The sequence below is a fragment of the Pediococcus argentinicus genome (assembly GCF_001437605.1).
Taxonomy (GTDB): domain Bacteria; phylum Bacillota; class Bacilli; order Lactobacillales; family Lactobacillaceae; genus Pediococcus; species Pediococcus argentinicus.
Window position 1 is genome coordinate 1 of the sequence record NZ_JQCQ01000006.1, and the last position, 14691, is coordinate 14691.

Sequence of the window (14691 nt, forward strand, 5' to 3'; positions counted from 1 at the left end):
AGTTCTAGTCACTACTTTAGATACTGGGATCTTCGGAATTGCTTTATAAACTACTGATTCAATTTGATCATCGGAATCCGGTGTGACTGTGGTTTTATCAACTTGGCTACGGTCAAAAGTATAACCTTTGATGTCTGGTGTAATAACATTATCCATCGTTTCTTTTGAATTATCCCACGTAATAATATTCTTTCCGGTAACTTGATCATAAGCCGAAGTACCATCAAACTTAACAGTTTGAACAACTGACTTAGGAGTATCTGCTCCGGCGCCAGTATAGTTAATAGTCCTAGTCACTACTTTATTGATAGAACTGCTAATAATATTATGTTCAAAGTTTAAAGTGAATTTTTGTGGATTATTATCTGTTTCTTTAGTAATGTTTTGTTAATCATTACTGCCAGCGTAACTCCATTCACCATTTTTAAATTCATATGATGTGTTATCGGTACTATCGTATTTAAAGCCCTTTTCAAAGTCGGAATCCTTCAATACGTAACCTAAAGTCCCAAGGTCTTGAATAAGATTACTTGGATCATAATCACTTGTATTACCGGTGAAAGAAGTTAAAGTCTTTGTTCCAATTAACTTATTATCCGTTTTATCAAAAAAAACAATTTCAGCTTTTTGGATGTCAGGGAAGTAGTTGTAATAAGTATTCATTGCCATTCCCATAGTAGCATCGTCCCATCCTGGCTCTCCTTTGTAATACCATTTATATGTTTGGGGATCAATACGCTCTGCTGTATCATAAGATGCACCATCTGTAGTTAAATCAGGTTCAAACCAAGGAACATTATATCCAGCACTCAAGTCATTTGCATCAACTGGGGTAAGTTGCAACCATCCAGCATCATGCTGTTTATTTTTATGTTGATACCACACAAGCCCAATCCATCCTGGCATATACTTAAAGATAGGATAAGCACGCGAACCATCCGCCATTAAGGAAGGATTCCCATTTTTATCCATCGGCGGAATCATCGCAGAAGCATCATTTGGATCATTTCTATAAGAAATAGAATCAAACTGCGGTACTTGTGGCTTACTCTTTTCTTGATAAGTATTACTAAATTCCTTATTCAGTTCTGAACTAGCTGCAGACGCTGCTGTATCGTTGGCAGGCTTCGTAGATTCTGAATTATCCGTAGTTGCTACCGGTGCCTTGGTATCCTTAGCCGGTTCTGGACTAGCTGTAGAGACTGCCGTTTCGTTGACAGCATTTGCTGTTTTTGAACTAGCTACAGGTGCTGTGTTCTTATTTGATAACGTTGTATCTTCTGCTCGAGACACAGTGGCTTCAGGGACTGATTGTTTATTATCTCCTCCGAAAGAGTCCGCGTGAACATTCATTACAAGTCCACCGGCAGCCAGAAGTGTTAACGTAGTTGCCGTCGTCAAATATGTTTGCAACATGTTGAATCTATTTTTTCTCAAGTCATTTTTAACATTTTTATCTAAATTTTGCATTAAAATACCCCCCAAAAAAACTTATTAACCTGTCGAGAGTATCATTTCAACTATTTAAATTCGTTTTTTTGCTCAGATTAAGCAAATTTTGACCTAATTAAAGCAAAAATAATCACTTAATTGAAGATCAGAAAATAAAAGTTTAAAAAAATTATCTGAAATAACAAAAAAACTCAATCAAAATTGATTGAGTTTTTAAATGCATTGTATAACAAGATTATTTATGAATAAGTCGAATTATAAATAACGTAATAATTTTAGATGAAAACGTTATCTGCCTTACACAATATTTTTAGCTTTTAATTTCCGCACTCTTTAATTCTTGAATATATTCATATGCCTGTTGTCCAGCCATACCACCTTCACCTACAGCTGTGGCAATTTGACGTAAGTCCTTCTTACGAACATCGCCCACAGCAAAGATGCCGGAAACCTTAGTGTGCATATGATCATCGGTTGGGATCCATCCATCTTCATCTAAGACACCTAAATCTTGAAATGGTTCTGTCATTGGATGTACACCAACATAAATAAATGCGCCAGAAGCTTCAATAAAACTATCTTCACCAGTCTTGTTATTGTTAACCTTAACTCCACTGACTTTACCGTCTTCACCTACAATTTCTGTGACGTTGCTGTTCCAAACAAATTCCATCTTATCGTTGTTAAAAGCGCGATCTTGGATAATTTGTTGCGCTCTTAATTGATCACGACGATGAATAACAGTAACTTTAGATGCTAGTTGTGTTAAGTAGATTCCTTCCTCAATTGCTGAATCTCCACCACCAACAACAATTAAGTGCATGCCTTTAAAGAATGCACCATCACATACAGCACAGTATGAAACACCGCGTCCACTGTATTCTTCTTCCCCAGGAACGCCTAATTTTTTATATTCAGAACCGGTACCTAGAATTAATGCCTTGGCTTCAAATACATCACCCATATCGGTTTTTATTTCCTTAGTAGTACCATGATCGATAACTGATTCGACGCTACCATATGCATATTCAGCTCCAAACTGAGTTGAACTCTCATACATATCTTTGGCTAAATCAGGTCCTAAAATCGATTTAAACCCAGGAAAGTTTTCAATGGCTGCAGTATTGTTCATTTGACCACCATAAATCCCACGATCTAACATCAAAACGGATAAATTAGCACGCGAAGCGTACAGAGCCGCTGTCATTCCAGCGGGTCCAGCTCCAATAATCACAACATCATATTGTTTAGCCATGTTATTCCTCCACAATTTTTAATAAGACTAATATACACTTACATTTTGTAACTGTCGAATAATCTGTTTTAAAAAGTATTATATTAAAAAGCCGTGAAATCAAAAATGATTGTCACAGCTTTTGTATATTACAAGTTAAAATTATTTTTTCTTATCTTCAGCTTCTAATTTGTGTCCTAAATCCTTAATATATTGACGAAGTTCATCTTTAACTTCAGGATGTTTCAAACCAAACTCAACGTTTGTTTTAAGGAAGCCAAACTTATTACCAACGTCATAACGGTCTCCAGTAAATACATGAGCAAAGACACGTTGCTTCTTGTTCAATGTATCAATTGCATCAGTTAATTGAATTTCGTTCCCTTCACCAGGCTTTTGATGTTCCAAAACATCAAAAATTTCTGGTGTAAGAACGTAACGGCCAATAATAGCCAAGTCACTAGGTGCTTTATCAGCATCTGGCTTTTCAACAAAGTTGGCAACGTTGTAAAGAGTGTCAGAAACCTTTTCTTGAGGATCGATAACACCATACTTAGAAACTTCTTCATGCGGAACAGGCATAACAGCTAATGTCGAGGCACCTGTCTCTTCGAATGATTGAACCAATTGTTTTGTTAGTGGAACTTTATCTTCCATTAGATCATCACCAAGCATAACAACGAATGGTTCATCACCAACAAATGCTTTGGCTGTCAAGACAGCGTCACCTAATCCGCGAGGATGACTTTGGCGAATAAAATATAAGTTTATATTAGTTGTTTGATCGACTAACTTAAGCATTTCACTTTTTCCCTTAGCTTTTAAGTTTTCTTCAAGCTCAGGAACTGAATCAAAGTGGTCTTCAATGGCACGTTTACCCTTACCAGTAACAACAAGAATATCTTCGATGCCAGACTTTTTTGCTTCTTCAACGATGTACTGAATAGTTGGTTTGTCAACAATTGGTAACATTTCCTTTGGCGAAGCCTTAGTAGCAGGTAAGAATCTTGTTCCTAAACCAGCTGCTGGTATAATGGCTTTTCGTACTTTTTTCATGAAAATAACTTCCCTTCAGTTTATTAATCTAACTCAGATTTACCTTCACGTTCCATTAAGTCTGCAACCACTGACTTAACATCTTTTCCATTATACAATACATCATAGATGGATTCAGTGATTGGCATAGAAATATTTTTTTGCTGGGCTAATTCATAAGCCGCTTTGGTAGAAGGAACTCCTTCAATAACCATTCCCATTGTGTCAATAACTTCTTGGAGTGACATTCCTTGTCCAAGTTCATTACCAGCACGCCAGTTACGTGAGTGAACACTTGTGGCAGTGACGATTAAATCTCCAACACCGGATAGTCCGATGAATGTAAGTGGTTTAGCCCCAAAAGCAACTCCTAAACGAGAAATTTCTGCCAATCCTCGTGTAATCAATGCTGCCTTTGCATCATCACCATAACCAAGGCCGTGCAAAGCTCCGGCCCCAATAGCAATAACATTCTTCAAAGCCGCACCCATTTCAACACCAATTACATCATTGTTAGTGTAAACACGGAAATATTTGTTCATGAATAATTCTTGAACAGTCTTTGCAGCTTCAAGATCTGCACTTGCTGCAGTAACAAGTGTTAAATCCTTTTTAGCAACTTCTTCAGCATGACTTGGACCAGATAAAACAGCAATTGCAGAACGATTTTGTTCTGGAATTTCTTCTTCTAATACTTGTGATAGACGTTTGTGTGTGCCTAATTCCAATCCCTTACTTGCATGAATAATAATTGGCTTTGCCCCATTCTTCTCAAGCACTGAAACCATTTGTTGAGCAACTAAACGCATAACCTTTGTTGGAACAACAAATAATACTGCGTCAACACCATCTAGTGCCATTTCTAAATCAGTAGTTGCAATTAAATCTTTTTCGTATGTAAAACCAGGGACATAATGTTCATTTGTATGTTTCTCGTTTAGTTCTTTCGCTTGTTCTTCCATGTTAGTCCATGCTACGACTTTATTGCCATTTTCAACAAGCATGTTAGCTAAAATACTACCCCATGATCCAGAACCCAGAACCGCTACTTTTTTAACCATTACTGTACCCCTATCTATTTTTTAAAATTGAAATAATACTCTTATTATCGTATAAAACTTTTCTTTACTCAACTACATTTGGATTTAATTGATTACCGTCCAAGTAATATGGGTTAGTTTTATTCTTTGAACGACGCCAAATAATAATGATAATAGAACCAATAAACAGAATTACTGATAACCACTGTGACACTCTAAATCCTAATAACATCAAGCTATCCGTTCGCATTCCTTCAATAAAGAATCGACCAATCGAGTACCAAATAACATACGTTAAGAACACTTCACCCTGTTTAAATAATTTCGGAATATATCTCAGTGAAATAAGAACAATAAAGCCTAAAATGTCCCAAACCGATTCATAGAGGAACGTTGGTGTCCTATACGCTCCCCGAATATACATTTGATTAATAATAAATTCAGGTAAATGTAAACTGTTTAAAAATGTTAAACTGGTAACTTTTCCAAATGCTTCTTGATTCATAAAGTTACCCCAGCGCCCAATTCCCTGAGCCATAATCAAAACCGGAGCCGCAACATCTAGCATTAGCCAAGTAGGAATCCATCGTGATCTCGTAAAGAAATACACTACAATTCCAGCTCCGATTAATGCCCCGTAAATCGCAATCCCTCCATCCCAAATTCTGACAATCTGATCAGGATGTTGACTATAGTACCGCCATTGGAAAGCCACATAGTAAGTTCGAGCCGAAATGATGGAAACCGGTAGTGCCCACAGAATCATATCATAAATATCATCTGGATTAATTCGACGTCTACGCGCTTCTCGGACTGCTAAAATAGTAGCCAGAATAACTGCCGAGGCAATAATAACGCCATACCAATGAATCTCAATTCCACCAAAAGAAATTGCAATTGGATCTAATGCTCCTAATAAAAAACTCACAATCATCGCTCCTATTTAGTAGAATTATCTTTAATTAGTTCATTCAAGTTATCATCAAAAACCTTGGTTGCATCATAACCCATGTTTTTAGCACGGAAGTTCATTGCAGCTGCTTCAATGATATCGCCTAAGTTTCGACCGACACGAACTGGAATTGTAATCTTTGGTATTTCAACATCAAAGAACTTACGCTTTTCTTCGCCATTGCCAAGACGATCAAATTTAGTTTCATCATCCCAATTTTGCAAGTGAACAATCAAGTTAATATCCGTATGTCCTTTAACTGATCCAGCACCAAAGAGGTTCATTACATCAATAATTCCGACTCCACGAATTTCAAGCAAATGTCGTAAGATCTTAGGTGATTCACCAACTAAAGTTTGTTCATCTTGCTGGAATACGTCCACTCGGTCATCAGCAATCAAACGGTGCCCACGTTTAATTAAGTCTAGCGCCGTTTCACTCTTACCAATGCCAGAGTCACCAGTAATTAAAACTCCTAATCCATAAATTTCAACTAGTTCACCATGAACCGACTCACGTTCAGCCAGCTGACCTTCTAAGTAGTTAGTCATATTACTTAACAATCTAGATGTAGTTAACTTAGAAGTTAGGATTGGAACCTTATTCTCTTTAGCCGCCTGTGTGAGTTCCACTGGAATTGGCAAGCCGGTTGAAACAACAAATGCGGGTGTATCAACGGTTGCCATGCGACGATACGTATTTAACCGGTCATCACTCGACATACTATCCTTTGCGTAAGATATTTCTGTTTTACCAAACAACTGAACACGTTCACGTGGGTAGAATTTGAAGTAATTGGTTAACTCCAAACCTGGACGCGAAATATCGCTAACTTTAATTTGTTTTTGATCTAGTAACTCTTCACCATGGAATACTTCCAAGCGAATGTTATTGACTAAATCTTTTACTGAAACACTATCGGCCATAGTTTGGCCCTCCTCAGTTTAAACTTCTCGATTAAAATGATTCGAGATAATGGTATTACAAATCGACAAAATGATAGAAACTAACATTGTCATACCAAAAGATGCGAAGTGGAACTGTTCCGTTCCAACTAACACAGATGTAAATGACAACATCAAAGCGTTGATCACAATACTAAATAATCCCAACGTTAAAATTGTAATCGGTAATGAAATTAATTGTAAAAATGGTTTGATGCTAGCATTTAAAATAGCCAAAACTAGACTTGCACCAAGGGCTACCCAAATACTTGCAACATAAAAACTACCTGAACGGCTGAAAAAGCCAGCCATTGCAATGAATAAAATTGCGTCAATTAAGACTCTTTGCCAAAATCGCATCTGCTTTATCTCCTACAATACTTATGATTTATTTTTCATCATGTTCTTCAACATTATGAATTTCTTTTCGTTCTCGTTTAGTTGATTGATTATTTGAACCGAAGTTAGAACCGAAATTAGAACCAAAGAAAGTCCCACTCGTTCGATCTGGTTTACTGGGCATAATAATTGCCAATAAGATATACGCTAATAATCCTAGCCCGTGAGTAAAGATAATTAAGGCTGCAAATAAGATTCGCACCAGTGCCTTATCAATTTTAAAGTATTCTGCAATACCACCACAAACACCAGCAATTAGCCGATTATTAGATTTAGTAAAACGATGTTTTGCTTTAGAATTCAATTTATCACCCCTTAACTATAAGCTAAATCCTATTTTACAGCTTACAATAGGTATTTAGCAAACCTTTCAGTCGTTCTTAAATGGTTTCTAAAATTTATCTTATTCAAAATAAAAAAGCTGGTTGCACGAACCAACTTTGATTAATAACTACTGACCGTCTAACTCTGAACTTAGTTCCACTATCTTGCCCGTCTCGTTGTAAATAATCCATTCCACAACGTTCGTAATATGATCACCAATTCGCTCAAGATAACTAGCAACCATTAGGTATCCAGTATTACCACTCACCATTTTAGAGTCCGTTTTCATATTATCTAAACTCTCTTGTCGGATTTTTCGGTAACGATCATCAATCTGTTTATTCAAATTAACTACTTCATCCGCCAATTTGGAATCCTTCTTCACAAAGGCATCTAGAGTTAGATCTAGCATTGACCGAACCATATTCGTCATATCCGCAATTTCTTCTTCAATCTTTGCATCTCGAAGTTTGCCTTTTAATCGAATACTTTCTTTAGCGATTCCTACCGCATGATCACTAATTCGTTCCAGTTCGGAACTCGACTTCAGTACTACAATAACTTGTCTAAAATCTGTGGCAACGGGCTGCTGGAGTGCCATTAAATTAAGTGCTTGGTCTTCTAATTTAATTTCTTCATCGTTAATATTCGTATCATCTTCAATAACCTGCGTCGCAAGTTCTCGATCATGATCGATAAATGATTTGGTCCCCCGATAAATTTGTTCACTAACATTAATTCCCATTTCAGTGAAACGGCCCAATAATCTTCTCAACTCATCTTCAAATATTCCACGCATTGATAAAGTCCCCCTATCCAAATTTTCCGTTTAAGAAATCACTTGTTTGTTCTTGCACCGGATTTACAAACATCTGTTGCGTTGCTTCTGTTTCGATTAAGTCGCCATTCAAGAAAAATGCTGAGTAATCGGAAATACGCGCCGCCTGTTGCATATTATGAGTCACGATTGCAACCGTATAGTCATTTTTCAATTCCAACATCGTATCTTCAATTTTGGAACTGGAAACTGGATCCAGCGCACTAGTTGGTTCATCCATTAATATCATATCCGGCTGAACCGCTAAAACACGTGCAATACAAATACGTTGTTGTTGCCCACCAGAAAACGATAGTGCACTTTCTTTTAAATGATCTTTCGTCTCGTCCCATACTGCCGCCTGTTTTAAAGATTCTTCAACACGTTGATCAAGCAGTTTCTTATCCTTTACACCTTCTAATTTCAGTCCATAAATCACATTGTCATAAACTGAAAAAGGGAACGGATTGGGTTGTTGAAAAACCATTCCAACTCGTTTTCGTAAATTAACGACATCCATTTTAGGAGAATAAATATCTTGTCCTTCAAATTTGACCGACCCCGTAATCGTGACATCTGGAATCAAATCATTCATCCGATTTAAGCTTCTCAAGAATGTTGATTTGCCAGATCCCGAGGGACCTAGTAAGGCGGTAATTTGATTTTTAGGAAAGGCGAGGTTAATTCCATGTAACGCTTCTTTTTCACCATAGTATAAGCGCATATTTTCTGCTGTAATTACGTTTTCCATGTTGAACCTCCTAGCCAAAGTTTCCTGAAATATAATCCTCGGTAATTCGAGTTGTCGGATTAGTAAATATTTTCTGTGTTCGATCAAATTCAATTACATGTCCCATGTGAAAGAACGCCGTATAATCGCTCAGGCGTGAGGCCTGTTGCATGCTATGGGTCACAATAATAATTGTGTAGTCCTTCTTTAATTCCTGCAGTGTTAACTCCAATTTGGCACTCGAAATGGGATCCAAGGCGCTGGCTGGTTCGTCTAACAGTAAAATATCTGGACTCATGGCTAAAGCTCTAGCAATACACAAGCGTTGCTGCTGTCCGCCAGAAAGAGATAAGGCACTGCGTTTTAAATCATCTTTAACTTCATCCCATAGAGCAGCCTGTTTCAAACTTTTTTCTACCGTTGCTCGAATCTCCTGCTTATTTTTAATACCCATTTCACGTAATGGAAAAGCGATATTTTCATAGATCGATTTAGCAAACGGATTAGGTCTTTGAAATACCATTCCAATTCGACGACGCATCTGATAAACATCAACATCTTTACTGTTAAGATTCAAATCGCGATACATAATTTGACCTTCTACTCGTGCAATCCCATCATTCATTCGATTGATACTTCTCAGATAAGTCGATTTCCCCGAGCCAGAAGCGCCAATCAAAGCCGTAATGGAATAGCGTGGAAACTGTAGGGATGCATCATGCATTGCATGATTAGTGCCATAGAATACTTGTAAGTCTTTCGTTTCTACAACAATTTCGGTATCGGCAGGCAATTTTAAAATTGATTGCTCAGTTAAGTCATAATTTTTCATAATTGTCCCTACTTTCCAGCAGTGATTTTCCTATATAATCTTGCTCCAATAAAACGTGCCAATAAATTAAATACCAATACTGCAATTACTAGAACCGCTGATGCTCCAGCCGAAACCTGATTGGCATCGGGCATAATGCCTTCTGTATTAATTTTCCAAATGTGAACTGCTAATGTTTCGGCTGGTCGGAAAATATTGAGTGGACTTGTTCCGTTAAAGGGATTCCAGTCCGCATAGTTAATTGCTGGGGCGCTTTGGCCGGCTGTAAAAATTAAGGCCGCAGCTTCTCCAAAAACTCGTCCGGCACTTAAAATAATTCCAGTAATAATTCCTGGTAAGGCGATTGGAAAAATCACTCTCGTAACGGTTTTCCATTTTGATAACCCCAATGACAGACCGGCTTCACGTTGTAGATCTGGCACTGCACTAAGGGAATTCTCAATACTCCGAGTTAGTAATGGCAAATTGAAGAAAGTTAACGCAATGGCACCTGAAATAATCGAGAAACCTAATTTGAATTGAACAACGAAGAGTAAAAATCCAAACAAACCAACTACCACCGAAGGAAGAGAACTCAAAACTTCAATTGTGATTCGAACTAGATTAGTAACCCAATTTTTAGGCGCATATTCAGAAAGATAAATGCCAGCTCCCAAAGCAATCGGAAACGATATTAGTAAGGTTAAAATTAATAAATAAAATGAATTAAACAGCTGGTCTCCAATTCCACCACCAGCAATAAAGGCCTGCGCTGGTGAAGTTAAGAATTTCCACGAAATGTGTGGTACACCTTTAATTAAAATGAATCCTAATAGGAATAATAGAATCAGCACTACCACGCTAACCAAGGCGTAAATAATGCCAGTTGCAATTCGATCAATCGTTTTTGCTTTCATTATTTGAGTCCACCCTTTCGTCCGATATAGCGTGTCAGTAAGTTAAATAGTAATGACATAACTAACAGAATGAGTGCCAAAGTCCATAGAGCATTGTTTGGTAATGTTCCCATTACTGTATTACCAATTCCGGTTGTTAACACACTAGTTAAAGTCGAGGCTGGTGATAACAAATTGTGTGGTAATAATGCAGCATTTCCAATTACCATTTGAACAGCCAATGCTTCGCCAAATGCACGTGCCATCCCAAAAACAATCGCTGTTAATAACCCTGGAACTGATGCTCTAATTACTACTCGTGAGATAGTTTGCCACCTGGTCGCTCCGAGAGCTAGAGAAGCTTCTCGATAAAAACGCGGCACACTTTTTAGGCTGTCGATATACATTGATGTAATGGTTGGTAATACCATTACGAATAAGACAAATGTTCCTGACAAAATTCCGAATCCAGTTCCACCAAATAATTGACGCGTTAGTGGAACAACTACTGTTAATCCAATAAATCCATATACTACAGATGGAATTCCGACTAGCAGTTCAATGACCGGTTGTAAAATTCGTTGTCCACGTTTAGGTGATATTTCAGTCATAAATACTGCTGTTGCAATTGCAAAGGGTGTTGCTAACAATGCGGCAAGAATCGTTACACTAAATGATCCGACAATCATTGGTAATGCCCCAACTAAATAGTGACCATTAGCATCAACTGCTGACGGATTCCAAACAGTTTTGGTGAAGAAATCACTGACTGGGACTTTATCCTGAATAAAAGTGGATAAACCTCTGGATGTAATCATAAATAAGATCGACAACACTACTAGCATGATGACCGCAATACAGATGAAAGCAATTGTGCGTCCACGAACATCTTGCTTAGAAGCCTTTGATTTATGAGTTAATTCATTTTTAATTTGATCCATTAGTGATCACCACCCTTAACTGGTGTAATTTTATTATTAGCATCCATTTGAACCTTCATATCATGGATTGAAATGTACCCCAAATCTGTAATCAACTTTTGTTGAACAGCTTTAGATTGCATATAGTCGATAAACTTGGTCGTCTCCTTGGAGGCATTCTTCTGGGTATACATATGTTCATAAGACCAGATTTTCCATTTATTCGTAGCTACATTTGCAGCATTAGGTTTAACCTGTTCCAGAGTCAGCGACTTCACTTGGTTATTAAAGTATGAAAATGACAAGTAACTAATAGCCCCTGGAGTAGCTTCAACAATCTTTTGCACCGTTCCGTTGGAATCCTGTTCCTGTGCATTCATCGGTTGTTTACCGTCTAAAACTACTCGTTCAAATGACTTTCGAATTCCACTTCCCTGTGCTCGATTAATCACTACAATCGGTAAATTGTTGCCACCGACTTCTTTCCAGTTTTTTATCTTCCCTGTAAAAATATCTTTTAATTGTTTCATTGATAAGTTCTTAATTGAAACGTCTTTATTTACAACAGGGCCCATTCCTACCACAGCAACTTTATGATCTTCTAGCTTACTTGCTTTTATACCATCCTGTTGTTCTGCAAACACATCGGAGTTACCAACACTTACTGCCTTTTGTTGAACCTGACTCAATCCTGTTCCAGATCCGCCCCCCTGAACAGTGATGTTCACATTACTATGCTGAACTTGGTAATCAGCGGCCGCTTTTTCAACAAGTGGTTGTAAAGCAGTTGAGCCGACAATCGTGACGGAACTCCCACTTCGACCACCACACCCTGCTAATAAAATTGGAATAATCGCAATCAAGCTAAACTGAATTAATTTAGTAAGTATTTTATGCATAAGCTCGCTTCCTCTCCTCTAATGCTACAAGGTTAAGAATACTAAGCCGATGTAAAAGTAATATTTTGGCTGTGTAAAGTTTGTGTAAAGAAGCCTCCTGGCAAACAAAAAGAGACCGGAAAATAAAATTTCCTGTCTCTTTGATTTCATATTTAGTTTTCCAGTGGCAATCGAACAATAAATGCTGTTCCATGATCTTCATTTGAATCAACAATTGCCTTACCACCCATGTGCTTGGCAGCCTCTTGCACAATAGCTAATCCTAAACCAGTTCCGCCCATCTTAGTGCGACTTCGGGATGTATCAACCCGATAAAATCGGTCAAAAATAAATTCACGTTGATCTTCTGGAATTCCAATCCCTGTATCACGAACAATCAACTTCCAGTGTCGCTTACTCTCACGATATTCAAAAATAACTTGTCCACCATCGTGATTATACTCAATTGCATTAGTCAAAAGATTTTTAACAATCTGGAACAAATCATTTTCATTAACTTTTTTAACCAGGTCAGCCGGAATATTATTTTCGACGATTAGATTTCGACGCTCAATTTCAGATTGCATGAATTGAATCTGGTTATCCACATAATCTTTAAGATTGACATCTTTTAAGTTTTCTCCACGATCAGAAATCTTGGACATCGTTAAAATGTCATTCGTCAGACCTACTAACTTATCACTTTCAGTCTTAATAATTGTTAAGAACTGGTTCAACTTTTCAGGATCATCTTTTGCACCATCCAATAACGTTTCTGCAAAACCAGAAATAGATGTGATCGGTGTGCGAAGTTCATGAGAAGCATTGTTGATAAAGTCTTTTTCCATCTTCTTCATACGAATACTTTCTGTTACGTCGTACATCAAAACAATCACTTCAAACTTGTGGTGAACCTGAGGGCTGTATACCACAGTCGTTTCAAACACCCGATCAAATTCCTCACCAAAATTAATAAGCCCAGTATATGTCTTATGTTCAGTAAAAGTTCGTTCAACCAACTCGATAAAATCACTATTTTTAACATCCATCGTAAACGGATGTGGTACATCAAGGCTGGTAATCTTTAAGTTTTCTACAGCATAAGAATTAGCCACTTGTAATTCCCGATGGCGGTTGAGAACTAGCACTCCAACCGGTAAGTTATCCACAATTGCTTCCAATTCATTTTCTTGATTACTTAAAACATGAATTTGATGTCGATCATGGGCACTTACTTCATTAACGGTCTTTGCAAGTTCATAAAAGCTGTCATTGGGATCTAAACGAATTTTTTCTGATTTGTGTCCTCGCAAAATTTCTTCCAATTTAGTTTGAAACAAGTGTTGTCGTTCAAAGATATTCTGCAAATTACTCCAAAATACAATGGCTTCAATTGCTGTGATTAAAATAACTAAAGCAGCTAACAGTGTTAAATTAACTCCACTAATTTTCGGATTAGTTTTGGCAATTAATTTATAAACCAAAAATGCCATAAAACTATTTCCAATTAAACTTGCTAAAGTAAACCGGACGGTTCGCTTTAGTACCCTACTTTTTGTTGAATTCATATCCAAATCCTCTAACTGTTTTTATTAACTGTGGTTGTTTTGAATCAATTTCTAACTTATCTCGTAAGTGACTTATATGAATATCAACAATTCGTGTTTGACCAGCGTATTCAAATCCCCAAACAGCATTTAAAATTTGATCTCGTGATAATACTTGGTTAGCATTTTCATACAAATACTTAAAAAGCTTGAACTCATTTGGTGTTAGATCCACTTGCTGTCCATCTTTAGTTACATGATGCCTTGTAAAGTTAAATTCAATAGTGCCCATTTGAACATTATGATTGGCACCTTTTGAATCGTTTACTTGTTCACTGTTGCGACTTGTTCGTCTCAAAATAGCTTTCATTCGGGATATTAGTTCATGTGGACTAAACGGCTTGGTCAAATAGTCATCTGCTCCCAATTCAAGTCCCATAATTTTATCAATTTCACTTGATTTGGCTGTAATCATAACAATCGGAACATACTCATCAAATTTTCGGATTTGTTTTAAAGCATCTAATCCATCTAGTTCTGGCAACATGATATCCATCAATATAAAATCAATTTGATTCTTTTGTGCAATTTCGACTGCATCTCGCCCGTTACTAGCTTCAATTGTGTCATAACCAGCCTGTTCAAGATTATAAGTAATCAAAGTCACAATTGCTGGTTCATCATCAACCACTAAAACTTTCAAACTCATATT

The 14691-nt window shown here is 37.2% G+C and carries 17 protein-coding genes; all 17 read right to left on the reverse strand.

The features are described from left to right. A partial coding sequence (locus tag IV88_RS02275; protein ID WP_157059320.1) for a mucin-binding protein occupies window positions 1-297 on the reverse strand: 297 nt, incomplete at its 3' end. Window positions 298-387: 90 nt separating this feature from the next. Beyond that, window positions 388-1470 carry a mucin-binding protein gene (locus tag IV88_RS02280; protein ID WP_057798310.1) on the reverse strand — a complete coding sequence of 361 codons (1083 nt, stop codon included), beginning with the start codon at window positions 1468-1470 and terminating at the stop codon, window positions 388-390. 292 nt (window positions 1471-1762) lie between these two features. After that, on the reverse strand, window positions 1763-2707 hold the full coding sequence (gene trxB / locus IV88_RS02285) for a thioredoxin-disulfide reductase (RefSeq protein ID WP_057798312.1): 945 nt from the start codon (window positions 2705-2707) through the stop codon (window positions 1763-1765). Window positions 2708-2848: 141 nt separating this feature from the next. Continuing rightward, window positions 2849-3742: a UTP--glucose-1-phosphate uridylyltransferase GalU gene (gene galU / locus IV88_RS02290; RefSeq protein ID WP_057798314.1), complete on the reverse strand. Its 894-nt coding sequence runs from the start codon at window positions 3740-3742 to the stop codon at window positions 2849-2851. A gap of 23 nt (window positions 3743-3765) precedes the next feature. Further along, window positions 3766-4782 (reverse strand): NAD(P)H-dependent glycerol-3-phosphate dehydrogenase, encoded by a 1017-nt coding sequence (locus tag IV88_RS02295; protein WP_057798316.1) that lies wholly within the window; start codon window positions 4780-4782, stop codon window positions 3766-3768. 64 nt (window positions 4783-4846) lie between these two features. Continuing rightward, window positions 4847-5689 (reverse strand): prolipoprotein diacylglyceryl transferase, encoded by an 843-nt coding sequence (gene lgt, locus IV88_RS02300; RefSeq protein WP_057798318.1) that lies wholly within the window; start codon window positions 5687-5689, stop codon window positions 4847-4849. A gap of 11 nt (window positions 5690-5700) precedes the next feature. Continuing rightward, entirely contained in the window at window positions 5701-6639 is a 939-nt protein-coding gene (hprK, locus tag IV88_RS02305) for an HPr(Ser) kinase/phosphatase (RefSeq protein WP_057798320.1), read from the reverse strand. A gap of 18 nt (window positions 6640-6657) precedes the next feature. Continuing rightward, window positions 6658-7017 carry a phage holin family protein gene (locus IV88_RS02310; protein ID WP_057798323.1) on the reverse strand — a complete coding sequence of 120 codons (360 nt, stop codon included), beginning with the start codon at window positions 7015-7017 and terminating at the stop codon, window positions 6658-6660. A gap of 28 nt (window positions 7018-7045) precedes the next feature. Then, window positions 7046-7360 carry a PspC domain-containing protein gene (locus IV88_RS02315; protein ID WP_057798325.1) on the reverse strand — a complete coding sequence of 105 codons (315 nt, stop codon included), beginning with the start codon at window positions 7358-7360 and terminating at the stop codon, window positions 7046-7048. Window positions 7361-7507: 147 nt separating this feature from the next. Next, window positions 7508-8179: a phosphate signaling complex protein PhoU gene (phoU, locus tag IV88_RS02320; protein ID WP_057798327.1), complete on the reverse strand. Its 672-nt coding sequence runs from the start codon at window positions 8177-8179 to the stop codon at window positions 7508-7510. Window positions 8180-8192: 13 nt separating this feature from the next. After that, a complete protein-coding gene (gene pstB, locus IV88_RS02325; RefSeq protein ID WP_057798329.1) occupies window positions 8193-8948 on the reverse strand; it encodes a phosphate ABC transporter ATP-binding protein PstB in 756 nt (251 codons plus the stop codon). A gap of 10 nt (window positions 8949-8958) precedes the next feature. Continuing rightward, entirely contained in the window at window positions 8959-9759 is an 801-nt protein-coding gene (gene pstB, locus IV88_RS02330; RefSeq protein WP_057798332.1) for a phosphate ABC transporter ATP-binding protein PstB, read from the reverse strand. Between the two features lie 8 nt (window positions 9760-9767). After that, window positions 9768-10655, reverse strand: a complete 888-nt coding sequence (pstA, locus tag IV88_RS02335) for a phosphate ABC transporter permease PstA (protein ID WP_057798334.1) — start codon at window positions 10653-10655, stop codon at window positions 9768-9770. Next, window positions 10655-11575: a phosphate ABC transporter permease subunit PstC gene (gene pstC, locus IV88_RS02340; protein WP_057798335.1), complete on the reverse strand. Its 921-nt coding sequence runs from the start codon at window positions 11573-11575 to the stop codon at window positions 10655-10657. Before pstC ends, pstA begins: the two co-directional genes overlap by 1 nt. After that, a complete protein-coding gene (locus IV88_RS02345) occupies window positions 11575-12453 on the reverse strand; it encodes a phosphate ABC transporter substrate-binding protein (RefSeq protein WP_057798337.1) in 879 nt (292 codons plus the stop codon). The genes pstC and IV88_RS02345 overlap by 1 nt, the downstream gene beginning before the upstream one ends. A gap of 152 nt (window positions 12454-12605) precedes the next feature. Then, a complete protein-coding gene (locus tag IV88_RS02350; protein WP_057798339.1) occupies window positions 12606-14000 on the reverse strand; it encodes a sensor histidine kinase in 1395 nt (464 codons plus the stop codon). Continuing rightward, entirely contained in the window at window positions 13981-14688 is a 708-nt protein-coding gene (locus tag IV88_RS02355) for a response regulator transcription factor (protein ID WP_057798341.1), read from the reverse strand. The genes IV88_RS02350 and IV88_RS02355 overlap by 20 nt, the downstream gene beginning before the upstream one ends. Between the last annotated feature and the right edge of the window lie 3 nt (window positions 14689-14691).

What these genes read in the sequence shown, in the direction of transcription:
- IV88_RS02280 (WP_057798310.1), bottom strand. Translation starts at nt 1,470, where the DNA reads ATGCAAAATTTAGATAAAAATGTTAAAAATGACTTGAGAAAAAATAGA.
- trxB (WP_057798312.1), bottom strand. Translation starts at nt 2,707, where the DNA reads ATGGCTAAACAATATGATGTTGTGATTATTGGAGCTGGACCCGCTGGA.
- galU (WP_057798314.1), bottom strand. Translation starts at nt 3,742, where the DNA reads ATGAAAAAAGTACGAAAAGCCATTATACCAGCAGCTGGTTTAGGAACA.
- IV88_RS02295 (WP_057798316.1), bottom strand. Translation starts at nt 4,782, where the DNA reads ATGGTTAAAAAAGTAGCGGTTCTGGGTTCTGGATCATGGGGTAGTATT.
- hprK (WP_057798320.1), bottom strand. Translation starts at nt 6,639, where the DNA reads ATGGCCGATAGTGTTTCAGTAAAAGATTTAGTCAATAACATTCGCTTG.
- IV88_RS02310 (WP_057798323.1), bottom strand. Translation starts at nt 7,017, where the DNA reads ATGCGATTTTGGCAAAGAGTCTTAATTGACGCAATTTTATTCATTGCA.
- phoU (WP_057798327.1), bottom strand. Translation starts at nt 8,179, where the DNA reads ATGCGTGGAATATTTGAAGATGAGTTGAGAAGATTATTGGGCCGTTTC.
- pstB (WP_057798329.1), bottom strand. Translation starts at nt 8,948, where the DNA reads ATGGAAAACGTAATTACAGCAGAAAATATGCGCTTATACTATGGTGAA.
- pstB (WP_057798332.1), bottom strand. Translation starts at nt 9,759, where the DNA reads ATGAAAAATTATGACTTAACTGAGCAATCAATTTTAAAATTGCCTGCC.
- pstA (WP_057798334.1), bottom strand. Translation starts at nt 10,655, where the DNA reads ATGAAAGCAAAAACGATTGATCGAATTGCAACTGGCATTATTTACGCC.
- pstC (WP_057798335.1), bottom strand. Translation starts at nt 11,575, where the DNA reads ATGGATCAAATTAAAAATGAATTAACTCATAAATCAAAGGCTTCTAAG.
- IV88_RS02345 (WP_057798337.1), bottom strand. Translation starts at nt 12,453, where the DNA reads ATGCATAAAATACTTACTAAATTAATTCAGTTTAGCTTGATTGCGATT.
- IV88_RS02350 (WP_057798339.1), bottom strand. Translation starts at nt 14,000, where the DNA reads ATGAATTCAACAAAAAGTAGGGTACTAAAGCGAACCGTCCGGTTTACT.
- IV88_RS02355 (WP_057798341.1), bottom strand. Translation starts at nt 14,688, where the DNA reads ATGAGTTTGAAAGTTTTAGTGGTTGATGATGAACCAGCAATTGTGACT.